At 66.8% G+C, this 22,347-nt stretch carries 17 protein-coding genes; 11 read left to right on the top strand and 6 right to left on the bottom strand.

Annotated elements, in window-relative coordinates:
* Positions 1-83: 83 nt before the first annotated feature.
* Positions 84-1,676, bottom strand: a complete 1,593-nt coding sequence (locus ACFPPA_RS15295; RefSeq protein ID WP_377321434.1) for a winged helix-turn-helix domain-containing tetratricopeptide repeat protein — start codon at positions 1,674-1,676, stop codon at positions 84-86.
* A gap of 119 nt (positions 1,677-1,795) precedes the next feature.
* Between ACFPPA_RS15295 and ACFPPA_RS15300 the strand changes: the two genes are divergently transcribed.
* The gene (locus ACFPPA_RS15300) at positions 1,796-2,020 is read left to right on the top strand and encodes a tautomerase family protein (RefSeq protein ID WP_377321436.1); all 225 of its coding nucleotides are present in this window, start codon (positions 1,796-1,798) and stop codon (positions 2,018-2,020) included.
* A gap of 67 nt (positions 2,021-2,087) precedes the next feature.
* Here ACFPPA_RS15300 and ACFPPA_RS15305 read toward each other — a convergent pair whose 3' ends face one another.
* The 3 genes from ACFPPA_RS15305 to ACFPPA_RS15315 form a co-directional block, all read right to left on the bottom strand.
* Positions 2,088-3,455 carry a glycoside hydrolase family 125 protein gene (locus ACFPPA_RS15305; RefSeq protein WP_377321438.1) on the bottom strand — a complete coding sequence of 456 codons (1,368 nt, stop codon included), beginning with the start codon at positions 3,453-3,455 and terminating at the stop codon, positions 2,088-2,090.
* The gene (locus ACFPPA_RS15310) at positions 3,452-5,632 is read right to left on the bottom strand and encodes an alpha-galactosidase (protein WP_377321440.1); all 2,181 of its coding nucleotides are present in this window, start codon (positions 5,630-5,632) and stop codon (positions 3,452-3,454) included. Before ACFPPA_RS15310 ends, ACFPPA_RS15305 begins: the two co-directional genes overlap by 4 nt.
* 104 nt (positions 5,633-5,736) lie before the next feature.
* Positions 5,737-7,335 (bottom strand): sensor histidine kinase, encoded by a 1,599-nt coding sequence (locus ACFPPA_RS15315; RefSeq protein ID WP_377321442.1) that lies wholly within the window; start codon positions 7,333-7,335, stop codon positions 5,737-5,739.
* Positions 7,336-7,621: 286 nt separating this feature from the next.
* On the opposite strand from ACFPPA_RS15315, the gene sucC reads away from it, so the two are divergent.
* The 3 genes from sucC to ACFPPA_RS15330 all read left to right on the top strand — a co-directional run bounded on the left by sucC (position 7,622) and on the right by ACFPPA_RS15330 (position 11,413).
* Positions 7,622-8,824 carry an ADP-forming succinate--CoA ligase subunit beta gene (sucC, locus tag ACFPPA_RS15320; protein ID WP_377321443.1) on the top strand — a complete coding sequence of 401 codons (1,203 nt, stop codon included), beginning with the start codon at positions 7,622-7,624 and terminating at the stop codon, positions 8,822-8,824.
* Positions 8,825-8,835: 11 nt separating this feature from the next.
* Positions 8,836-9,708: a succinate--CoA ligase subunit alpha gene (gene sucD / locus ACFPPA_RS15325; RefSeq protein ID WP_377321445.1), complete on the top strand. Its 873-nt coding sequence runs from the start codon at positions 8,836-8,838 to the stop codon at positions 9,706-9,708.
* 73 nt (positions 9,709-9,781) lie between these two features.
* A complete protein-coding gene (locus ACFPPA_RS15330; RefSeq protein ID WP_377321447.1) occupies positions 9,782-11,413 on the top strand; it encodes an NAD+ synthase in 1,632 nt (543 codons plus the stop codon).
* A 138-nt stretch (positions 11,414-11,551) separates the two neighbouring features.
* On the opposite strand, the gene ACFPPA_RS15335 is transcribed toward ACFPPA_RS15330, so the two are convergent.
* Positions 11,552-12,385 carry an outer membrane protein assembly factor BamD gene (locus ACFPPA_RS15335; protein WP_377321449.1) on the bottom strand — a complete coding sequence of 278 codons (834 nt, stop codon included), beginning with the start codon at positions 12,383-12,385 and terminating at the stop codon, positions 11,552-11,554.
* Between the two features lie 103 nt (positions 12,386-12,488).
* On the opposite strand from ACFPPA_RS15335, the gene rluD reads away from it, so the two are divergent.
* The 3 genes from rluD to clpB all read left to right on the top strand — a co-directional run bounded on the left by rluD (position 12,489) and on the right by clpB (position 16,994).
* Complete coding sequence (rluD, locus tag ACFPPA_RS15340; protein WP_377321451.1) at positions 12,489-13,463, top strand: 23S rRNA pseudouridine(1911/1915/1917) synthase RluD; 975 nt, start codon at positions 12,489-12,491, stop codon at positions 13,461-13,463.
* A gap of 69 nt (positions 13,464-13,532) precedes the next feature.
* Positions 13,533-14,282 (top strand): peptidoglycan editing factor PgeF, encoded by a 750-nt coding sequence (gene pgeF, locus ACFPPA_RS15345; protein WP_377321453.1) that lies wholly within the window; start codon positions 13,533-13,535, stop codon positions 14,280-14,282.
* A 114-nt stretch (positions 14,283-14,396) separates the two neighbouring features.
* A complete protein-coding gene (gene clpB, locus ACFPPA_RS15350) occupies positions 14,397-16,994 on the top strand; it encodes an ATP-dependent chaperone ClpB (RefSeq protein WP_377321455.1) in 2,598 nt (865 codons plus the stop codon).
* 151 nt (positions 16,995-17,145) lie between these two features.
* On the opposite strand, the gene ACFPPA_RS15355 is transcribed toward clpB, so the two are convergent.
* Entirely contained in the window at positions 17,146-17,883 is a 738-nt protein-coding gene (locus ACFPPA_RS15355; RefSeq protein WP_377321457.1) for a CsgG/HfaB family protein, read from the bottom strand.
* A 642-nt stretch (positions 17,884-18,525) separates the two neighbouring features.
* Here ACFPPA_RS15355 and ACFPPA_RS15360 point away from each other — a divergent pair.
* From ACFPPA_RS15360 to ACFPPA_RS15375, 4 genes are all read left to right on the top strand, one after another.
* Positions 18,526-18,867 (top strand): FmdB family zinc ribbon protein, encoded by a 342-nt coding sequence (locus ACFPPA_RS15360; RefSeq protein WP_377321459.1) that lies wholly within the window; start codon positions 18,526-18,528, stop codon positions 18,865-18,867.
* 126 nt (positions 18,868-18,993) lie between these two features.
* On the top strand, positions 18,994-19,596 hold the full coding sequence (locus tag ACFPPA_RS15365; RefSeq protein WP_377321461.1) for a DUF3011 domain-containing protein: 603 nt from the start codon (positions 18,994-18,996) through the stop codon (positions 19,594-19,596).
* A 140-nt stretch (positions 19,597-19,736) separates the two neighbouring features.
* Complete coding sequence (gene aspS, locus ACFPPA_RS15370) at positions 19,737-21,509, top strand: aspartate--tRNA ligase (RefSeq protein ID WP_377321463.1); 1,773 nt, start codon at positions 19,737-19,739, stop codon at positions 21,507-21,509.
* Positions 21,510-21,615: 106 nt separating this feature from the next.
* Positions 21,616-22,266: an esterase/lipase family protein gene (locus ACFPPA_RS15375; protein WP_377321465.1), complete on the top strand. Its 651-nt coding sequence runs from the start codon at positions 21,616-21,618 to the stop codon at positions 22,264-22,266.
* Positions 22,267-22,347: the final 81 nt, after the last annotated feature.

A 22,347-nucleotide genomic window follows, 5' to 3' on the forward strand; every position in this document is an offset into this window, starting at 1 on the left:
GCCGGGCGGCCATTCGCGGGCAGGCACCGCGGCTGCCTGCGATTCGCCGTCCGGGATGCGCCCGGCCGGTTGGCACGGGCGTCTCAAAAGCCGAACCGGGCGAGCGCCTGCGCGACCCGCTCCCTGGTCGTCGCCGACTGCATCGGAAAGGCGCGGAAGAAGTCGTCGCGGGTCAGTGCCGGGTTGCGCGAGCGCACCTGGACCGCCCACGAGGCCGCGCGCAACCCGTCACCGGCCAGCGCGTGGGCGGCGACCGCAATCATCGCGATCAGCACATGCGCGCCCGGTGAGCGCGCCGCGCGTTCGGCCCACTCCGCGGCCTCGGCATCCTCGCCCCGCATCATGTGGGTGAACGCGCGGGTTCCCAGCATCGCGTAATAGAGCGGATCGAGCGGGCTGAGGCGCATCGCCAGATCGACATGCCGGCGTCCTTCGAGACTGTGGTCGGCCAGCGTTTCGGTCCAGCCGCGGGCGTAGATGCCCTGTGCATAGTTCGGGCTGATCGAGGTCGCGCGCTCGAGCCAGGCGAGGCTGCTGCCCAGGTCGCCCTCGAGCCAGAAACTGCGACCCATCGCGAAATTGACGAAGGGATCGATCGGGTCGAGTTCGAGGCCGCGCAGCGCGAAACGACGCGACAGTTCAATCTCGCCCGCGAGATCCTCGGTGTAGTGCATGAACGCGGTCTGGAAATGCACGAACGACAGGCCTGCATGGGCGCGCGCGAAGCCGGGGTCTTTCGCTATCGATTGCTGGAACAGCGCCGTGGCCGCCGCATTGTCGGTGCGGTTGAAGCGGTACATGTGCTGCAGGCCCAGGTGGTAGGCCGACCAGGCATCGAGATTCTCGGTCACGGTCAGCCGCGCGAGAGCGGCCTCGTGCAGCGGAATCCGGATTTCCAGCGCCGCGAGGATCCGCGAACGGATGTCTTCGCGCACCTGATGCACCTCGTCGATCGCGCCGGAGAATTGCTCGGCCCAGACGATGCCGCCGTCGCGCGTGTCGGTCAGCTCGACCGTCACCACGAGCCTGGTACCGGTGGTCTCCACCGTGCCCGCCAGGTAGTAGCGCACACCGAGCAGACGACCGATTTCGGCTGCGTCGGCATCCGCGCCGCGCAGCCGGAACGACGATTCCCGCGCCGTGACGAACAACCAGTGCAGACGTGCAAGCTCGGTGATCAGCTCATGCGGCAGGGCGTCGGCCATCGCCGCATACGGCCCCGTCGCGCCGAGACGGCGAAACGGCAGCACCGCGATCGACGGTCGCGAGCCGTGCTCGGCAGGTGGCGTGCCGCAGGGTTCCATGGGAGTCGACGCCGCGCCGGCGGTCCCCGCGACCTTCGCATCCGCCACGAAGCGGAAGCCCTGCCGGTGGATGGTCTTGATGAAGCGCTGGGTCGTGCCGTCATCGCCCAGCGCCTGACGCGCCGACTTGATCCGGCTGGCGATGGCCGAATCGGAAACGATGCGCCCGTCCCACACCTTCTCGACGATCTCGTCCCGGGACACCATGCGCTCGCGGTTCTCGACCAGCAGGGCGAGCAGGGCGAACACCTGCGGTTCCACCGGCCGCACTTCGCCATCGGCGCGAAGCTCGAACTTCGCCATGTCCAGCTCGAACGGGCTGAAGCGGTAGATCATGGATTCAGCATAGAGCACCGCGGTGCAATCTCCCACGAACCTCCAGGTTTTCTCCACGGGGTCTTCAAGCAGGGGCCGCCGGCGCATGTTGAACTTCGTTCGACGGTGCCGGAACGGTTCCGGCGCCGGTGTTCAACCCCCACAGGAGACACGACATGCCAATGGTAACCATCGACGTCATCAAGGACGTCTTCACTCCGAAACAGAAACAGGACCTCATCGCCAAAGTCACCCGCGCGATGCTCGAGGTCGAAGGCGAGAACCTGCGCAGCGTCACCTCGGTGCGTATCGCGGAGTTCGAAGGTGGCGACTGGGCCATCGGCGGCAAGGCACTGAAGGCATCCGACGTGCATGCGCTCGCCGCCGGGAAGGCGGCCTAGCCGGGCGCTGTTCGCGTGAGTCGGGGCGACCATCGCAGGATGCCGCCCCGACCGCGCGCGACCGGGGTCAGTGCGCCGCCTGGCCGGCGAATCGCAGGTCCGCCGTGCCGGGCGCCGGATGCGCGGGCGCACCGTGCAGCTTCGCGACGTATTCGGTGAAGAACGCGTTCGGCCAGCCGAAGTCTTCGCGGGTGAATTTCCTGGCGTCGTGCGGATCGAAGGACTCGTGCAGGCGGTGGTCGCCGGGGTCGCTGGCCAGCAGCATTTTCAGCACTTGTTGCTGTTCGGCCGGGACGCTGGTGGTGAAGCCCTGGGCCAGCAGGCCCAGCGGCCAGACCATGCCCGGCGGGGTGTGCGGACTGCCCAGCCCGGCCGCCAGCGGGCCGGAGTAGTAGAACGGATTGGCGCGGGAGAGCACGAACCGCCGCGTGTTCCGGTAGACCGGGTCGATGCTGCGGACATAGCCGAAATATGGCGCGGCGAGCAGGTTCGGGATGTTCGCGTCGTCCATCAGGCGGGCGTGGCCGAGCCCGTCGACCTCGTAGGCATAGACCGGCTTGCCGTCGGGGCCGTTCACGATGCCGTATTTCTGGATCCCCGCGTGCACCTGCCGGCGAAGTTTTCCGGCGCGGCTTGCCATCGCCGGATCGTGATAGACCGCGGCAATGTCCCGCAGCGCCGACAACGCCTGCACCGCCATCATCTCGGCAGGGATCAGGTAGTTGTAGACACACGGATCGTCCGAGGGGCGGAAACCGGTCCAGATCATGCCGGTCCAGGCCACCGGGTGGACCCCCGCTTCCTGCGTGTCGGACTTGAAGCGGTACTTGCTCAGGCGCCGGTGATGCTGCTCGATCTGCATGACGTCGAGCACGCGCAGGAAGGCGTGCCGGAGCTCGGGCGTGAACACCGATGCATCGCCGGTCACCTTGTAATACTTCCACGCCAGCAGGATCGGGTAGCACAGCGAGTCGAGCTCGAACTTGCGCTCCCATACCGTATAGTCCTGCCTGAACGCGTTCGCATACGGATCGACGATCAGGTACTTCGCCTGACGCTGGATCACTGCCTTGAACAGCGCACGCACCTGCGGGTCGGCGGCGTAGTCGAGGTACGTCGCCTCGACCTGCACGCTGGAGTCGCGCAGCCACTCGGCGGGAATGTCGCCAGTCTTGACGTAGGCGGTGCCGTCGGCCGCCGCCACGATCTGGGTGCCGGTGTTGAGCAGGGCCGAACGCACCATCGCCTGCAGCGCAGGATCCGGGTCCCGGAAAGCCCTGGCGGCCGCGACGATCACCGCGGGCTGGACCACCAGGCCGCTGCCGGAATGTTCATGGAGCACCGGCTGGCCGGCGCCGACGGTGCTGTGCGCGGTGGCGGATGCGCAGAGGCAGAGCAGGGCCAGGCCCAGCGACCAGCGAGGGTGGCGCGTCATGGCAAGCCCTCGATCACGACCAGTTCGGAGGCATCCGGCATCGGCAACGACACCGCGAGACCGGACTGCATCAGCTCGGTTCCGTCCAGCACCCGATCGGGCGAGGAATGGTCGCGGAAGTGCACGCGGTACCGGTGCCCGCTGCGCAGCCCCCGCAGCTTGAAGCGGAACACGCCCGGCGCCGGCGCGCTGCCGTGGAAGGCATAGAGCACGCCCCGGTTGCGTGCGGCATCGAAGTATTCGGTGCCGTCCCAGCCCTTGCCGTCCGGGCGCGGGCCCACGTGATACAGATCGGCATCGCGGATCAGCGGGCGCAGGGTCGATTGATAGAACGCGATCTCCCGCGCCGCGGCGGCATGCTGCTCGCCGGTCCAGCTGTTGGTGTCGATCATCACGGTGAACCAGCCCATCATCCCGCTGCGCAGCATGTAGCGGAAATTCTCGATCCGTGGCGTCGGCCACGCCTTCACGTAGGTCTCGAGCATGGCCGGCGGCAGCACGTGGCTGGCGTCGTAGAACGCCTGCCGGTTGGACAGCGGGTCGTAGGAATCCACGATCGAGAAGTAGTCGCCGTGCGCGGCGCTGCCGAAGTCGACCATGCGCCCGCCGTCGTTGCAGATCTCCAGCAGCAGGCCGGGGTGCTGGCGCTTCAGCGCGTTCTGGATCTCGTAGTAGGCGCGCGTGGCATGCAGGCTGACGTCGGTCGAATTGGCGCTGTCGACCCAGAGGAAGTCGTCGTCGCTGTAGCGGTGCGTGCCGGTCGGATCGATCGGTGCGTGCGGATGATCGCTGCGGTCGCAGCCCTGGGCGACGACGTAGCCATCGTGCTCGAGCATGTCGACGTGGTAATCGTGCACGATGCGGCGGGTCTCGCCGGTCGCCCACGCCTGTGCCGCGGGCACGCCCAGGTCGATCGTGATGCCCTTGAACTCGGCCGGCTTCCAGCCCGGCGGGGGGTCGGTGATCAACCAGTGGCGCACCTGCGGATCGGCCACGTTGAGCGCGCCTTCCCCGGTGCTGGTGCCGGCCTGGGCCCAGTCGGCCCAGAGGCCGAATTTCAGGCCGTGCCGGTGCGCGTAGTCCGACAGCGCCGCGATGCCGTGCGGGAATTTCTTCGGGTCCGGGTGCCAGTCGCCGACTGCGCGGAACCAGCCGGCGTCCAGGTGAAACATCTCGAAACCCAGTCGTTGCGCATCGTCGATCATGTGCCGCGCCTGCGCCTCGGTGATCGCCATCGCGCTGCCCCAGCTGTTGATGGTCACCAGCGGGTAGTCGGGGTTGCGCAGCGTGGCGGGTTCGTTCAGCACCTGGCGGACCCAGCGGTGCAGCGCATTGCCGGTATCGTCGATGTCGCCGTCGCTGGCGCCGACGAAGACGGTCGGGGTGGCGAAGGTCTCGCCCGGCGCCAGGCGGGTGCGGAACGGGCCGGGTTCGGGGTTGAGCCCGACCGTGCCCTCGAGCGCCGCGCCGTGCCGCTGCAGGGTCATCGCGATGCGGCCGCTGAATTCCACTCCCACGTACCAGCCGCCTACCCCGGGATGGGTGCCGCGAACCATGAACCAGGGAATGATCTCGCGTGCCTGGCCCGGGAGGGGGTGCGCAAACGTGCTCGATTCTCCATGCCAGTCATGACCGTCGGCGATCGACACCCGATGCGTGCCGACCGGCGGCGGCTCGCCGGCGCCCTTGTCGATCCACAGCTGCTGCAGCGGCAGATCCGCGGGGATTTTCCAGGCGAAACGGAAGCTGGCCTGCAACGGAATCCACAGCTCGTGCCCGCTGCGATTCTCGATCCGGATCACGTGCTCGAGCGGACCGTGCCGCGCCGGCGCGCGCCATTCCCAGTACAGCCGCAGCCCGGCCGCACGATCCTCGTAGACCAGGCTGGCCGAATGCTCGTCGCTGCGGCTGCTGTCGGGGTCGAAGCGCCAGTGCAGCGGAATTTCCCTGCGCCCGACCGTGACCTGTCCGATCAGCGGCGTGGCAGCCATGCCCTGCCAGGCGGTACCGCCCGTGCGCACCAGCTGCAACAGCTCGGGTGCCGCGGCGCCGGATTGCAGGGTGATCCGGTTGTCCGCGTTGCCCACCCGGATCGGGGCGGGCGGGGCCGGTGCCGCCATCGGCTGCGAAGAGAAAAGGCCGAGCAACAGGCATATCCAGGCGAGACGCTTCATCATCGTGTGGCCCATTCCGGTAGCGCAGCCACGATACCCGCAACCACCCGCGCCGGGAACGGTGGCTGCCGCGAGTCCGGACCGGATCGACGGCATGGCCGGGGCGGTCAGGACTCCTCTTCGCCGGTGGCCTTGCTCATCTGCGCCGGCGTCAGGATCAGACGGAAGCAGCTGCCACCGCCGGCCACGCGCACGTATTCCAGCGCGGCCTGGTTCGCTTCGCTCATCTGCCGGGCCAGGTACAGACCCAGGCCGGTGCCGTATTCGTGGGTGGTATAGAACGGCTCGAAGATCTGCGCGGCCACTTTCGGGGCGATGCCGGGCCCGCGGTCGATCACCTCCAGGATCGGCACGCCGTGTTCGCCCTGCCGCGCCACCACCATCACCCGAGCCGGCTCGCCGGGCAGGCGGCCGTAGCGCAGCGCGTTTTGCACCAGGTTCCAGACCACCTGCTGCAGTTGTTGCGGATCGGCCACCGCGGTGACCGGCACGGCGCTGTTGGTGATCACCCGCAGCGAATCGGCGCCGAGGTCGTTGCCCTGGCTGTATTCCTCCACGAAGTCCTGCGCCCAGTGGCCCAGGTCCAGCGTCTCCGGGCGGGAGCGCTCGCGCCGCGACAGCTGCAGGATGTTCTCGATGATCTCGTTGAGCCGGATGCAGTGGTTGTTGATGATCTCGACCATGCGCTGGTCGGTGCTGTCCATGCTCTTGGACTCGGCCAGCAACTGGGCCGAATAGCGGATCGCCGCCAGCGGGTTGCGGATCTCGTGCGCGATCGAGGCGGACAGCCGGCCCAGCGAGCTCAGCGTGAGTTCCTCCGCCCGGCGCGACAGCAGCGAGGTGTCGTCCAGGAAGATCAGCACGTGCGAGTCGTCGTTCGGTGCCAGCCGGGTGAAGCGCGGCACCACTTCGGGCACGCCGTCGGCGAGCTGGGTCGCGGTCTCGTCCAGTTTGCCGGAGGTCATCCAGTGGTACAGCCGACGCGACAGTTCCGGTGCCAGCTGGCCGAGGTCGCGCTGGTCGGCGCCGGGGTTGCCCAGCAGCATCCAGGCCGATTCGTTGATCTGGTGGATGCGGTTGGCGTCATCGACCAGCAGCACGCCGGTCTTCATGCGGCGGATGATCAGTTCGTTGACCTGCGACAGGTTGGCCAGGTCGGTGCTGCGTTGCTCGGCCAGCGCCTCGGTGGCGCGCAGCTGCCGGCCCAGCACGCTGCACAGCGCGGTACTGGCGAAATAGGCCAGTCCGAACAGGGCGGCTTCGAGCAGGTCGCGATCGCCGGGGCCGTTGGGCGTGGACGCTCCGAAAAAGGTGTGGCCGAGCATGCCCAGCGTGGCCAGCGCGGCGAAGAAGCTGGATATCCGCAGCGGCAGGATCAGCGCGCCGGCGCTGAGGTTCACCGCCAGCATCATCGCGATACCGATGCGCGCATCGTGCATCGCGGAAGTCGCCAGGATGGCCGCGGTGATATCCACCACCAGGGTCACCGCCACCGCGGTTCTCACGTAGGCCATGCTGCGGCGGTTCAACAGCAGCGCAACCAGCGCAAAAACCAGGTACAGCATCGCTACGGTGCGCGCGAAGTCGGGCGTGTCCAGCTCGGGCCAGCCCATCCCGGCGGGGCTGAAGGCGAGGCCGGCATACACCAGTGACTGCACGACCCGGAACACATTCAGGAAGGAGAGCTCGTGGCGGATCGTGGTCATGCCTGTCTGCGGATCGGCGAAAGGTGGTGCGCTGGACACGTGGCGGGCACTCCATGGCGGTTCCGGGCGAGTATAGACGGGCTGACCGGGGCCGTATCCCCGCGCCAAACCGCATGAAACGGGCCGCTGCGGCCCGCCCGGACAGGTTGCCCTTTCCATTGCCGCCCGCTTCCGCGAAAATAGGCGGCCGTATTGCGTGGTTCAGCCAATTGAGTGGCCCGCGCACTGCATTCCGGCTGCGCGTCACTCCGCCGTCCGACCCCATGACCCACGCGGGTGTTCACGCGTGCGGCCGCCATGTTTTTCCGTTCGCTCGAGGTATCGAATGAATTTCCACGAATACCAGGCCAAAGAACTGTTCGCGCAGTACGGCATCGCCGTCCCGCCGGGCAAGGTCGCCAACTCCGCCGACGCCGCCGTCGATGCCGCCAAGGCACTGGGCGGTTCCCAATGGATGGTCAAGGCGCAGATCCATGCCGGTGGCCGCGGCAAGTCCGGCGGCGTCAAGTTCTGCCGCAGTTTTGACGAAGTGCACGCTGCCGCCAAGGGCATGCTCGGCACCCACATGGAAACCTACCAGTCCGCCGGCCGTGCGCTGCCCGTGAACCTGGTACTGGTGACCGATGCGACCAATATCGCACGCGAGCTGTACCTGTCGATCCTGACCGACCGCGACAGCAAGTCGATCTCGTTCATCGCCTCCAAGCATGGTGGCGTGGACATCGAGCAGGTCGCCAAGGAGACGCCCGAAGACATCCACACCATCGTGGTCGACTTCGTCGAAGGCCTGCAGCCGTACCAGTGCCGTCAGCTCGGTTTTGCGATGGACCTGACCGCCAAGCAGGTCAACCAGCTGACGAAGATCATGCTGGGCCTGTACAAGCTGTTCAACGAGAAGGACCTGGCGCTGGTCGAGCTCAATCCGCTCGCCGTGCTGGAAGACGGCAATCTCGCTGCGCTCGATGGCAAGGTGAACTCCGACGACAACGCCGAGTTCCGTCACCCCGATCTGGCCGCGATGCGCGACCTGACCCAGGAAGACCCGGCCGAAGCGGCGGCCCTGCTGAACAACCTCAACTACGTGACGATGGACGGCACGATCGGCTGCATGGTCAATGGCGCCGGTCTGGCGATGGCCACCATGGACGTGATCAAGCTGGCGGGCGGCGAGCCGGCCAACTTCCTGGACGTGGGCGGCGGCGCGACCAAGGAGCGGGTGACCGAGGCATTCAAGCTGATCCTGTCCTCGGACAAGGTGAACTGCATCCTGGTCAACATCTTCGGCGGCATCGTGCGCTGCGACCTGATCGCCGAAGGCATCATCGCCGCGGTCAAGGAAGTGGGCCTGAAGATTCCCGTGGTGGTGCGCCTGCAGGGCACCAATGTCGAGAAGGGCCGCGAACTGCTGGCCAATTCCGGCCTGGCGATCACGCCGGCCGACGATCTCAACGACGCGGCGCAGAAAGCCGTGGCTGCGGCCAAGGGCTGAGGAGCAAACGAATGAGCGTTCTCGTCAACAAGAATACCAAGGTACTGGTGCAGGGTTTCACCGGCCAGCAGGGCACTTTCCACGCCGAACAGGCGATCGACTACGGCACCAAGATCGTCGGTGGCGTGACCCCGGGCAAGGGCGGTTCCGAGCATATCGGCCTGCCGGTGTTCAACTCGGTCGATGAAGCCGTGCTGGAAACCGGCGCCGACGCGTCAGTGATCTTCGTGCCGCCGCCGTTCGCGGCCGACTCGATCCTCGAGGCGATCGACGCGGGCATCAAGGTGATCGTGGCGATCACCGAGGGCATCCCGGTGCTGGACATGCTGCGCGTGAAGAACGTGCTGGCGCAGCATCCGGAAACCGTGCTGATCGGGCCGAACTGCCCTGGCATCATCACCCCGGGCCAGTGCAAGATCGGCATCATGCCGGGCCACATCCACATGCCGGGCAAGGTCGGCATCGTGTCGCGTTCGGGCACGCTGACCTATGAAGCGGTGTTCCAGACCACCAACGAAGGCCTGGGCCAGTCCACCTGCATCGGCATCGGCGGCGATCCGATCAATGGCCTGAGCTTCATCGACTGCCTGAAGCTGTTCCAGGACGACCCGCAGACCGAAGGCATCATCATGGTCGGCGAGATCGGTGGCTCGGCCGAGGAAGACGCGGCCGAGTTCATCGCCGAGTACGTCACCAAGCCGGTAGTGTCGTTCATCGCTGGCGCCTCCGCGCCGGCCGGCAAGCGCATGGGTCATGCCGGTGCGATCATCTCCGGTGGCAAGGGTACGGCGGCGGCGAAGTTCGCTGCGCTGGAGAAGGCGGGCGTCACCACGGTGAAGTCCCCGGCCGATCTGGGCAAGGCGATTGCGAAGCTGATGAAGTAAGTCAGGGCGACTGTGCTCTAAAATGCAAAGGCCGCGATTCGTCGCGGCCTTTGTCTTTTTCTGGAGTGCATGCATGACGAGGCTGCGTCTGGCGCTGGCCCAGTTCGATTTCCCGGTCGGCGCGGTGGCGGCGAATGCCGCCCGGGCCGCGGACCTGATCGCCCGGGCGCGCAGCGGCGGGGCCGCACTGGTGATGTTCCCGGAGCTGACCCTGAGCGGCTATCCGCCGGAGGATCTGCTGTTGCGTCCCAGCTTCCTGGCGGCCTGCAGCAGCGAACTGGGCGCGCTGGCCGCCGCCACCCACGGCATCGCGGCCCTGGTCGGTCACCCGCACAGCGCGGGCGAGGTATTCAACGCCGCCAGCCTGCTGCGGGATGGCCGGGTGGAATGCACGGCGCACAAGCAGGAACTGCCGAACTACGGCGTGTTCGACGACAAGCGTTATTTTCGTGCCGGCCACGGGTCGGTCACGGCGGTCATCGAAGGGGTGACCGTCGGCCTGCTGATCTGCGAGGACGTATGGGTGCCGGAGCCGGCGGCGCGGGCTGCCGCGGCCGGGGCGGAACTGCTGCTGGTGATCAATGCCTCGCCGTGGGACGACGCCAAGCAGGCCGAGCGCGAGGCGGTGCTGGTGGCGCGGGCGCGCGAGACCGGCTGCGCGATCATCTATCTCAACATGGTCGGCGGCCAGGACGAGGTGGTCTACGATGGCGCCACGCTGCTGGTCAACGGCGACGGCTCGATCGCCGCGCGCGCGCCAGCGTTCGTCGACGCCCTGCTGTGGGCCGGGTTCGACCCCGCCATGCGCACGCTGCACGCGGAGGAGTGGCCGGTCGCCGCCGACACGTCGCTCGAGGCGACGCTGTACGCCGCGCTGGTGCGCGGCACCCGCGATTACATCGACAAGAACGGTTTCGACGGCGTACTGCTGGGTCTGTCCGGCGGTATCGATTCGGCCCTGACCCTGGCGCTGGCAGTCGATGCGCTGGGCGCCGAACGGGTGACCGCCGTGATGATGCCGACGCGCTACACCTCGCAGCTGTCACTGGACGGCGCTCGCGCGCAGGCCGAGCAACTGGGCGTGGATTATCACGTGATCTCGATCGAGGCCACCTGTGGGGCATTCATCGAGGCGCTGACACCCGCGTTTGCCGGCAAGGGCGCCGATACCACCGAGGAGAACCTGCAGTCGCGCACCCGCGGCGTGATGCTGATGGCATTGTCCAACAAGCACGGCCGGCTGCTGCTGGCGACCGGCAACAAGAGCGAGATGGCGGTCGGCTACGCCACGCTGTACGGCGACATGTGCGGCGCCTACGCGCCGTTGAAGGATGTCTACAAGACGGTCGTGTATCGGCTTTCGCGCTGGCGCAACGCCTATGCCGCGCAGGTCGGTGAAGTCGAGCGGATCCCCGCGGCAGTGATCGAGCGACCGCCATCGGCCGAGTTGCGCGAAAACCAGACCGATCAGGATTCACTGCCGCCGTACGACGAACTGGACGCGATCCTGGGCCGCTTCATCGAGGCCGAGCAGTCGCAGGCGGAAATCGTCGCGCAGGGTTTCTCCGCCGACACCGTGCGCCGGGTGGTGCGGCTGGTGTTGCAGAACGAGTTCAAGCGCCGGCAGTCCGCGCCCGGGCCGCGAGTGACGACCCGGGCATTCGGGCGTGAGCGGCGTTATCCGATAACGTCCGGATGGCATTGAGCGCCGGACGACAGAACGTCTGGCGCTCAAGCGAAGCCGCTCCGCATTCGGCGGCCGGAGGCTGGATCGGGCGCCATGTCCACAAAAAAGGCCGGCGATCACTCGCCGGCCTTTTTTTTCGCGGGCGATCCGCTGCGCTCAGTGATGGGCCGAGAAGGGCACCATCTTGCGCAGCGTGGATGGCGCGTGCGGCCACTTGGCATCGGTCAGGTAGGGATGATTGGGGTAGTTCATGGCCAGCACCTGGCGGGTCTGGTCGGCCAGGTCCTTGTGATCCAGTGCCAGGTAGCTGCGGGTGAGAATGGCCAGTGCATCGCCGGCCTGCGGTGCCTGCTGGTAGTGTTCGATCACATACTGCGAACGGTCGGCGGCGGCGATATAGGCCTTGTGGCGCAGGTAGAACTCGGCCACGTTGATTTCATGCTGCGCCAGCAGGTTGCGCAGGTAGATCATGCGCTGGCGCGCGTCCGCGGTGTAGGCACTGTCCGGGAATCGGCGTGACAGCTCGGAAAAGTCATCGAATGCCTGCAGGTTGTAGCCCTGGTCGCGACGGGCCTGTCCCTTGGAGCCCCCGGTAAAGCGCTCCAGGAAGCCGTTGGTGCGATCAAAATTGATCAGACCGCGCAGGTAGTAGGCATAATCGACATGTTTGTTGGCCGGATAAGTCTTGATGAAGCGGTTCACCGTCGACAGCGCCTCATCCGGCTGATTGTCCTTGTACTGCGAGTAGGCCAGATCAAGCTGGGCCTGCTCGTTGTACTCGCCGGACGGGAAGCGGGCGATCAGGCGCGTGTAGGACCTGGTCGCGGCGGCATAGTCGGCGTTTTCCAGCGAGGTATGTGCCTTGTTGTACAACGCCTCGAGCGGCATCGTGTCGTCGGTCTGCCGCTTGGAACCGAAGATCGAGCAGGCGCTCATCGTCATGACGAGCGCGAGTACGGCAAGCACCTTGATGGCAGGCAGTGGGAACATCGACAACTTGGGCAAGCCGATTGATAGGCGCATAGGAATGAATTCAGATGTTTGAACGAAAAGGCATGATAGCCGAAACCGGCCGCCACCCGTGGTGGGCAGCATGACCACGATCCGGCACGAGGCGGAGGTACCGCTGACCGCAGCGGGACGCAGGTTCGACCAGGCCTTGGCCGAGATGTTCCCCGATTATTCGCGTTCGCGGCTCAGCGGCTGGATCAAATCCGGCGCGGTGACCCTGGATGGCGTGCAGGCGCCGTCGCGGCAGCTGTTGCGCGGAGGCGAACATGTGCGGCTGCAGGTCGAGCTGGAAAACGAGACAAGCAGTGCGCCCGAGGACATCGCGCTGGATATCGTCCATGAAGACGAGCATCTGCTGGTGCTGAACAAGCCGGCCGGGCTGGTGGTGCATCCGGGCGCGGGCAACCCGGCCGGTACCCTGCTCAACGGGCTGCTGCATCACGATCCCGGGCTGGCCGAACTGCCGCGGGCCGGCATCGTGCACCGACTGGACAAGGACACCTCCGGCCTGATGGTGGTGGCCAGGACGTTGCCGGCATGCACGGCGCTGGTCGATCTGCTGTCGCGGCATGAGGTGGAGCGCCAGTACGAAGCCGTGGTGCTGGGCACGATGGTGGCCGGCGGCACGGTGGACGAGCCGATCGGCCGCAGCATGGGCGACCGGCTGCGTCAGTCGGTGCGCGACGAGGAAGACGGCAAGCGTGCGGTGACCCATTACCGGCTGCGCGAGCGCTTCCGGGCGCACAGCCTGCTGCAATGTCAGCTGGAAACCGGTCGCACACACCAGATTCGCGTGCATCTGGCGCATATCGGCCATCCATTGATCGGCGACCCGCTTTACGGCGGCGGACTGAAATTGCCCAAGGGGGCCTCGGCGGAACTGGTCGGTACGTTGCGTGGCTTCCGCCGACAGGCGTTGCATGCCGAGAAATTGTCATTCGTCCATCCGATCAGCGGCGAGCCGTTGTCGTTCAGTGCCGAGCGGCCGGACGATCAGCGGGTACTGATCGAGGCGCTGCGTGCGGATCTGCTCGAGCACGGCTCGGACCACTATTGAACGGCCGGGGCGGGAACGGCAGCGAAGGTATGCGATGCTTCGATTTCCCAGCCACACCCCTCGCGCCGCATGACTGAGACCTGGATCTTCCCCGACTGGCCCGCCCCGCCGCAGGTGCATGCGGCGATCACGACCCGTCTCGGGCCGGGTATCTCGCAGGCACCGTTCGAGCGGTTCAACCTCGGTCTGCGCAGCGGCGATTCCGCCGACGCGGTGGCCACCAACCGCAGCGCCTTGCAACAGGCACTGGCCCTGCCGGCCGCACCGCGCTGGCTGCGCCAGGTGCATGGCGTCAACGTGGCCGAACTGGGGCCGTTACCCACCGTGCAGGAGCCGCAGGCGGATGCCGCGGTATCGCACCTGCCCGGCACGGTGCTGGCGATACTCACCGCCGACTGCCTGCCGGTGCTGTTCTGTGCCGACGACGGCAGCGCGATCGGTGCGGCCCACGCGGGCTGGCGCGGACTGGCGGGCGGCGTGCTGGAAGCCGCGGCGGAGCAACTGCAACTGCCGCCGGAACGGCTGCTGACCTGGCTCGGTCCGTGCATCGGCGCCGCTTCCTACGAGGTGGGCGAGGAGGTCCGTGCGGCATTTGTCGACCATGATCGCGCGGCAGCCAGATGCTTCACGACGACCCGGCCGGGACACTGGCACTGCGATCTCGCGGCGCTGGCCAGGCAGCGCCTGACGGCGGCGGGGATCGCCCGAATCCATGGTGGCGGCTTCGATACGCTGACCGACCCGCGCTTCTACTCGTATCGTCGCGAAGGGGCCCGCAGCGGCCGCTTCGCCAGCCTGATCTGGTTGCAGGACCACTGAGCCCGCGCCGCCATCGCGGCCGTCTTTGACTTGAATCACGTGCCGCTGTCCGCATTTGTCGGACAGTGGCCGGGTATCGGCCGATGCCTTTCATCTCTGGACGGAGAGCGATTCATGCGGATGGACAAACTCACCTCGCGCTTCCAGCAGGCGCTGGCCGACGCGCAGTCGCTGGCCGTGGGCCGCGACCACAACATGCTCGAACCGGCGCACGTGATGGCGGCGCTGCTCGATCAGCAGGGCGGCTCGACCGCGCCGATGCTGACCCAGGCCCAGGTCAACGTGCCGGCGCTGCAGCAGCGGGTCAACGCGATCCTGGAACGGCTGCCGAAGGTCAGCGGGCAGGAAGGCAACATCAATGTCGGCAACGACCTGAACCGGCTGCTCAACCTCACCGACAAGCTGGCGCAGCAGCGCGGCGACCAGTTCATCGCCAGCGAGCTGTACGTGCTGGCCGCGCTCGACGACAAGGGCGAGCTGGGCGCGGCGCTGAAGGCTGCCGGCGCCACCAGGGCGAACCTCGAGGCGGCGATCGAGAAACTGCGCGGCGGCGAGAAGGTGCAGAGCGAGAATGCCGAGGAACAGCGCCAGGCGCTGGAGAAGTACTGCATCGATCTCACCGAGCGCGCCGAGAAGGGCAAGCTCGACCCGGTGATCGGTCGCGACGAGGAGATCCGCCGCACGATCCAGGTGCTGCAGCGGCGCACCAAGAACAACCCGGTGCTGATCGGCGAGCCCGGCGTGGGCAAGACCGCGATCGTCGAGGGGCTGGCCCAGCGCATCATCAAGGGCGAGGTGCCCGAGGGCCTGCGCGACCGCCGCGTGCTGGCGCTGGACATGGGCGCGCTGATCGCCGGGGCGAAGTTCCGCGGCGAGTTCGAGGAGCGGCTGAAGGCCGTGCTCAGCGACCTGTCCAAGCAGGAAGGCCGGGTGATCCTGTTCATCGACGAATTGCATACGATGGTCGGCGCGGGCAAGGCCGAGGGCGCGATGGACGCGGGCAACATGCTCAAGCCGGCGCTGGCGCGCGGCGAGCTGCATTGCATCGGCGCCACCACGCTGGACGAATACCGCAAGTACATCGAGAAGGACGCCGCGCTGGAACGCCGCTTCCAGAAGATCTTCGTGGGCGAACCCAGCGTCGAGGACACCATCGCGATCCTGCGCGGGCTGAAGGAGCGCTACGCGGTGCATCACGGCGTGGAGATCACCGACCCGGCGATCGTCGCCGCCGCCACGCTGTCGCATCGTTACATCCCCGACCGCCAGCTGCCGGACAAGGCGATCGACCTGATGGACGAGGCGGCCTCGCGCATCCGCATGGAGATCGACTCCAAGCCGGAGGAGCTCGATCGCCTCGAGCGGCGGCTGATCCAGCTGAAGATCCAGCGCGAGATGCTGAAGAAAGAGAAGGACGACGCCAGCAAGCAGCGTCTGGCCGACCTCGAGGACGACATCGGGAAACTCGAGCGCGAGTTCTCCGACCTCAACGAGATCTGGAAATCGGAGAAGGCCGCGCTGCAGGGCGCGACGCGGGTCAAGGAACAGATCGAACAGGCGCGCCTGGAGCTGGAGACGGCGCAGCGCGGGCAGGACTACGCGAAGATGAGCGAGATCCAGTACGGCCGCCTGCCGGAACTGGAAAAGCAGCTGGCCGCGGCGCAGGCGGCCGAGCAGCAGGACTTCAAGCTGCTGCAGGACAAGGTCACCGCCGAGGAGATCGCCGAAGTGGTGGCGCGCTGGACCGGCATTCCGGTCAGCAAGATGCTCGAAGGCGAGCGCGAGAAACTGCTGCACATGGAGGACGACCTGCACAAGCGGGTGGTCGGCCAGGACGAAGCGGTACATGCCGTTTCCGACGCGATCCGCCGCGCCCGTGCCGGCCTGTCCGATCCCGACCGACCCAGCGGTTCGTTCCTGTTCCTCGGCCCCACCGGAGTGGGCAAGACCGAGCTGTGCAAGGCGCTGGCCGAGTTCATGTTCGACACCACCGATGCGATGGTGCGCATCGACATGAGCGAGTTCATGGAGAAGCACGCGGTGAGCCGGCTGGTCGGTGCGCCTCCCGGTTACGTCGGCTACGAGGAAGGCGGCTATCTGACCGAGGCGGTGCGTCGCCGGCCGTACAGCGTGATCCTGCTGGACGAGGTCGAGAAGGCCCATCCGGACGTGTTCAACATCCTGCTGCAGGTGCTCGACGACGGTCGCCTCACCGACGGCCAGGGCCGCACCGTGGACTTCCGCAACACCGTGATCGTGATGACCTCGAACCTGGGGTCGCAGATGATCCAGGACGCGGCCGAGAACAACGAAGGCCGCGATGCCGAAGAGCAGTACACGCAGATGAAGGCGTCGGTGCTGGGCGTGGTGCAGGCCCATTTCCGGCCCGAGTTCATCAACCGGCTCGACGAGCTGGTGGTGTTCCGTCCGCTGGACAAGACCCAGATCCGTGCCATCGCGAAGATCCAGCTGGCCTATCTGGAAAAGCGCCTGGCCGAGCGGCAACTCAAGCTGGAAGTCAGCGAGGAAGCACTGGCCTTGCTGGGCAATGCAGGTTTCGATCCGGTCTATGGTGCGCGGCCGCTGAAACGGGCGATCCAGCAGCAGCTGGAGAATCCGTTGGCGCGGCAGATCCTCGAAGGGCGCTTTCTGTCGGGTGACACGGTGAATGTCGCGGCCGAGGGCGGCCACCTGGTCTTCGACAAGAGTTGAGGGAACCTGCGCCTGAGCGCAGGACTTCCCTCAGGAAAACCGGGCAGTTCGCTCGGCGGAGCGGTCCGTGCCGGCGGATGGCGTCATCGGCAATGGCCAGGGGTCGGGAGGCCCCGCATTCCCTGGCCGCCGACATCGTCGTCCGCGTGATTCAGCCGTCGAGGTCCAGCACTTGCTTGTCGCTGTTTCGACGGCGCTGTTCCTTCTGCTCGTAGCGGGCTTCGCAGCCGTCGCGCTTGACCATCGCGCAATCGAGATAGTCGGTGGCCTCGATCAGGGCCGCACGCACCGCCTTGCTCGCCGGAGTCTTCTGCGAATGCCCGAAATCGCCGCCGATGCCGCCGCCGACGTAGCCGCCGAGATGCACGTTGCTGCCCGAGCTGCGGCCCTCGACCGTGCGCGAATACACCACTTCGGACGTCTCCGCGTCGATCACGCGCAGGTCGATGGCGACATAGGCCTGCTGCTTGCCGCCGCCCAGGCGGAAGCCGGCGATGTTGAGGCCGCCACCGGTGTTGGAGACATCCTCGGTATAGGCGGCGACGCTGCCGGTGATCAGGTACTGGGCGCCGGTGACGTTGCCGGTATGCGGGCTGCTGCCCGGGCGCATGCGGTAGGAGCTGGCAAGATCCTGTTCGGCCAGCACCGCATTGATTTTCTGGCGCTCGATCACCTTGAAGTCGCCGGTCGCGCTCAGCTCGTTGCTGAGTACATCGGCGAGCTGGTTGCCGACATCGCCATTCCACCAGTTCGCCGAGCTGGTCTGGTTGGTGAAGTCGATCACGGCCACGGTCATGGTGGGTGCTTCGCGGGCGATCGCCGCACCGGTCACGGTCATGGCCAGGGCAAGTGCGCTAACGAGAATGCTTGTACGGTTGACAGGTTTCATGATCTCCCCTCCGGTTGTTGACGTGACGCTGCCCCTTCAGTCGTCGATCCCGTGCTGGATTCCGCGCATGTACGCCGTGTCCCGGACACATCTCCCCGATGAGGAAGGGCGGCGGCTCTCGCGCGAGTCCCCTGGACGGCATCGCGCCAACATGCACCGATGCATGTTACGCCGGATCGTCGGTGTCAAGTGACGAGTAGGCGGGCGACTCCTGGAGTGGGGCATTATCCGCACGCCATGGCGTTTCCGGCTGTCGGCGCCGGCGACACGCGCTGTCAGCGAAACCCGTCAATGCATGGCAGGGATGGGGACGGGCGGGAGGTGGATTGCCGGACAACGTCCGTCGATGCCGATGCATCGCCCCGGCCGCTGATCCGGCCGAATTCCGCGGGCGCCGCGGGGTAATTGCCTTGCCGGGGCATCGGTTCATCCATCGCCAGGCCGAAGTCGCTGCACGAAGGTTCTCCGGCGGTGGGCATGCACGTATCGCAACCCACAGGCGGGGCCATGTTTCGTCGTGACGGCAGGCGGCGCCGGCGACCTGTCCGCGGTCGAGCGACCGTCGGGACGTTGAAATCCGCTCGATCGCGCCGATAATGGCCAGTTGCCAGCTCAATCTTGACTGGACCGCACGGAGTTTTCATGCCCATTTACGAATTCGAGTGCAGCAGTTGCGGCCATCGCTTCGATCGCCTGCAGAAGTTGTCCGACACCGATCCCTCGATCTGCCCGGCCTGCGATGCACCGCATTTGCGGCGCATGGTCAGTGCGCCCTCGTTCCGGCTGGCCGGCAGTGGCTGGTATGAAACCGATTTCAAGAAGGAAGGCGACAAGAAGCGCAATCTGGCCGACGGATCCGGCGGCGAATCCAGGCCTACCGACAGCGGTGGCAAGCCGGCGCCTGCCGCATCGACGACTCCGGCGACTCCGGCGGCATCGCCGGCTCCTGCGGTCTCGGGCAGCAAGCCTTCCTCTGCCGACTGATCCCGCCGGGTCGTCGCGGATACCTCACGCCGGGTGCGTATCATCGGTCCCCACGCATGCCCCCGGGGCAGCTGAACCGTTCGGCCGGTCGCCGCGAGCAGGACTATTCGGGCAGAGGTATACGCGATGCGTATCTTGGACAGGCTGTTGATTTGCGGGGCGATGGCTGCACTGGCCGTCGTGTGGTTTTCTCCGCCCGTGCAGGCACAGGAGCGGGCGGGCGACCGGATTCGCTGCGAAAGCATCGATGGGAAATTCAATCGCTGCGATGTGCCCTGGCGCGACGCCGAACTGGTCCGGCAGGAGTCGAAGGGTGCGTGCATCCGCGGTCAGAGCTGGGGGCTCGATCGGGAGGGTCTGTGGGTCGATCGCGGCTGCCGCGGCCAGTTCGCCGAGGCGTTCAATGAAAGGCGTGGCGGGTGGGATGATCGCGATGACCACGATGGCGACCGCCACCGCGACCATGGCGGCCGGGATGACCGCCGCGACGGGGACGGCGGCTGGCAGCCGGGTGCCGACTGGAACCGGCAGATTCGCCTGCAGTGCGACAGCCACCAGGGTCGCTATCAGATGTGCCAGGTCGATGTGGGTCGCCGGGGGCGTGTCGAGCTGGTGAAGCGGCTATCCGGTGCTCGTTGTACCGAAGGCGAAAGCTGGGGCTGGAACCGCGCCGGCGTATGGGTCGATCACGGCTGTCGTGGCCAATTCGTGGTCGATCGTCGCTGGTAGCCGATGCGCGTGCGGGCGATGGCAGGGGACAAGGTTCCCGTCATCGCCCGCGCGGACATCCGCCCGCGCGTGCCGCGGTGGTAAGATTCCCGGTCTTTTCCACCCGTTTCAGCCGCTCCGCGGCCCGGAGTTTCCAGCGCATGCGCACGCATTACTGCGGTCTTATCGATGAGTCCCTGATCGACCGGACCGTCACCCTGTGCGGATGGGTCAATACCCTCCGCCTGCAGAGCCACGTCGCCTTCGTCGATCTGCGCGATCACGAGGGACTGGCCCAGCTGGTGATCGAGCGCGACAACGCGCCCGCATTTGCCGTCGCCAACGAGATCGGCAACGAGTACTGCCTGCGTGTCACCGGCACGATCCGCCGGCGCGTGTCGGTCAACGACAAGCTGAAGACCGGTACGGTCGAGCTGGTGGCGGATTCGGTGGAGATTCTCAATGCGGCCCGGGACCTGCCGTTTGCGCTGCACGAGAATCCGAACGAGGACATGCGGATGACCTACCGCTACCTCGACCTGCGCCGCCCGGAGATGCAGGCGATGATGCGCAAGCGCATCAAGCTGGTGCAGACACTGCGCCGCTACCTCGACGAGCGCGGCTTCCAGGACGTCGAGACGCCGATCCTGACCAAGGCGACGCCCGAGGGCGCGCGTGACTACCTTGTGCCCAGCCGCGTGCATCCGGGCCAGTTCTACGCGCTGCCGCAGTCGCCGCAGCTGTTCAAGCAGATCCTGATGGTGGCCGGCTTCGACCGCTACTACCAGATCGCGCGATGCTTCCGCGACGAGGATCTGCGCGCGGATCGCCAACCGGAATTCACCCAGCTCGACCTCGAGTTCGCCTTCGTCGAGGAGAAGGACGTGCAGGACTTCGTGGAGGAGCTGATCCGCCACGTGTTCCGCGAGGTGCAGGGCGTCGAGCTGGATGCGAGCTTCCCGCGCATGACCTGGGCCGAGGCGATGCGCCGCTTCGGTTCGGACAAGCCGGACCTGCGCATCGCGCTGGAGCTGGTCGATATTGCCGACGCGGTGAAGCACGTGGAGTTCAAGGTGTTTTCCGGCCCCGCCAACGAGCCCTCGGGCCGCGTCGCCGCGCTGTGTGTGCCCGGTGGCGGCACGCTGAGCCGCAAGGACATCGACGGGCTGACCGAATACGTCTCGCGTTACGGTGCGAAGGGCCTGGCCTGGCTGAAGGTCGAGGACCTGGCCAAGGGGCGCGACGGGATCAATTCGCCGGTGGCGAAGTTCCTCGACGACGCGGCGCTGGACGGCGTGCTGAAGGCGACCGCCGCGCAGAGTGGCGACATCGTGTTCTTCGGCGCCGGCAACTGGAAGACGGTCACCGACTTCATGGGTGCGTTGCGCCTGAAGGTCGGCAAGGATCGCGGCCTGCTCGAGGACAGCTGGAAGCCGTTGTGGGTCACCGATTTTCCGATGTTCGAATACGACGCCGAGGAACAGCGTTTCGTGGCGCTGCATCACCCGTTCACCGCACCGAGGGTGGACGACGCCGCCCAGCTGCGTGCCGATCCGCACAACGCGGTCAGCCGCGGCTATGACATGGTGCTCAACGGCAACGAGATCGGCGGCGGTTCGATCCGTATCCATCGCCCGGACATGCAGAGCACGGTGTTCGAGTTGCTCGGCATCAGCGCGGAAGAGGCGGAGATGAAGTTCGGCTTCCTGCTGAAGGCGCTGAAGTTCGGCGCACCGCCGCACGGCGGGCTGGCCTTCGGCATCGATCGCATCGCCGCGCTGATGGCCGGTACCGAGTCGATTCGCGACGTGATCGCCTTCCCCAAGACCACCAGCGCGCAGGATCTGATGACCGACGCACCGTCGACGGTCGCTGCAGCGCAGTTGAAAGAGCTGCATGTGCAGGTTCGTTCCACCGAGGTGCCGGGCGCCTGAGTACGCGCTCCGGGACGTCAGCCGTTGATGTCGACCCGGTCGGCATGGCGGCGGCCTGCGCCGGTGTCATGATGTTCCCGATGTATCAGGTCGCTTGCTTGAAATCATGCCCGAACACGTAATCCTGCTGCACGGCCTGTGGATGCGCGGCTTCGCGCTGGCCATGCTGCATCGGCGCCTGATGGAGGCGGGCTTCGGCGTGCGCCGGTTCGACTATCTCAGCGTAGCGGCCACCCAGCAGAGCATCCTGGATCGTCTGCGCGCGCAGATGGTCGAGCTGGCCGCGGGCGACGGTATCGTGCATCTGGTCGGTCACAGCCTCGGCGGCCTGCTGGCGCTGCGTGCCTGTCTGAATGCCGACGGATTGCCGCCGGGCCGCATCGTGTGTCTCGGCTCGCCGCTCAAGGGCAGCGCGGCAGCTCGCGGCTTTGCCGGCTGGGGCCGCGGCGGCGAGGTGTTGCTGGGACACAACCGCGAGTTGCTGGAGCAGGGCTTCGAGCGCTGGGAGGGGCCGCGCGAGGTCGGCATGATCGCCGGCTGCATGCCGTTGGGCCTCGGTTCGGTGCTGGGTCATTTCGAGGGCCAGCATGACGGTACCGTGGCGGTGGAGGAGACCCGTCTGGCGGGTCTGGCCGATCATTGCGTGGTCGAGGCGAATCACACCGGGCTGCTGTTTTCGCAGGATGTGGCGCAGCGGGTGGCGTGGTTTCTCCGGCATGGCCACTTCAGGCCGGTGCCGGGCGACGCCGCCAGCTGATCCCGGCGCCGATGGGCGGAACCGGCACGGCGGCTGAAATCAGGTAAAATTCCCGGCTTGTCCATCGGATCCAAGTGCAGG

Origin of the sequence: Rhodanobacter ginsengisoli (assembly GCF_042657065.1) — a bacterium.
In the GTDB taxonomy this organism is placed as follows: Bacteria; Pseudomonadota; Gammaproteobacteria; order Xanthomonadales; family Rhodanobacteraceae; genus Rhodanobacter; species Rhodanobacter ginsengisoli.

Excerpts from the sequence above, each read along its gene's own strand:
- aspS (WP_377321463.1), top strand. The coding sequence starts at position 19,737 with ATGCGCACGCATTACTGCGGTCTTATCGATGAGTCCCTGATCGACCGG.
- ACFPPA_RS15365 (WP_377321461.1), top strand. The coding sequence starts at position 18,994 with ATGCGTATCTTGGACAGGCTGTTGATTTGCGGGGCGATGGCTGCACTG.
- ACFPPA_RS15315 (WP_377321442.1), bottom strand. The coding sequence starts at position 7,335 with ATGACCACGATCCGCCACGAGCTCTCCTTCCTGAATGTGTTCCGGGTC.
- rluD (WP_377321451.1), top strand. The coding sequence starts at position 12,489 with ATGACCACGATCCGGCACGAGGCGGAGGTACCGCTGACCGCAGCGGGA.
- ACFPPA_RS15330 (WP_377321447.1), top strand. The coding sequence starts at position 9,782 with ATGACGAGGCTGCGTCTGGCGCTGGCCCAGTTCGATTTCCCGGTCGGC.
- ACFPPA_RS15355 (WP_377321457.1), bottom strand. The coding sequence starts at position 17,883 with ATGAAACCTGTCAACCGTACAAGCATTCTCGTTAGCGCACTTGCCCTG.
- ACFPPA_RS15300 (WP_377321436.1), top strand. The coding sequence starts at position 1,796 with ATGCCAATGGTAACCATCGACGTCATCAAGGACGTCTTCACTCCGAAA.
- sucD (WP_377321445.1), top strand. The coding sequence starts at position 8,836 with ATGAGCGTTCTCGTCAACAAGAATACCAAGGTACTGGTGCAGGGTTTC.
- ACFPPA_RS15375 (WP_377321465.1), top strand. The coding sequence starts at position 21,616 with ATGCCCGAACACGTAATCCTGCTGCACGGCCTGTGGATGCGCGGCTTC.
- ACFPPA_RS15305 (WP_377321438.1), bottom strand. The coding sequence starts at position 3,455 with ATGACGCGCCACCCTCGCTGGTCGCTGGGCCTGGCCCTGCTCTGCCTC.
- pgeF (WP_377321453.1), top strand. The coding sequence starts at position 13,533 with ATGACTGAGACCTGGATCTTCCCCGACTGGCCCGCCCCGCCGCAGGTG.
- ACFPPA_RS15335 (WP_377321449.1), bottom strand. The coding sequence starts at position 12,385 with ATGTTCCCACTGCCTGCCATCAAGGTGCTTGCCGTACTCGCGCTCGTC.
- ACFPPA_RS15310 (WP_377321440.1), bottom strand. The coding sequence starts at position 5,632 with ATGATGAAGCGTCTCGCCTGGATATGCCTGTTGCTCGGCCTTTTCTCT.
- ACFPPA_RS15360 (WP_377321459.1), top strand. The coding sequence starts at position 18,526 with ATGCCCATTTACGAATTCGAGTGCAGCAGTTGCGGCCATCGCTTCGAT.
- clpB (WP_377321455.1), top strand. The coding sequence starts at position 14,397 with ATGCGGATGGACAAACTCACCTCGCGCTTCCAGCAGGCGCTGGCCGAC.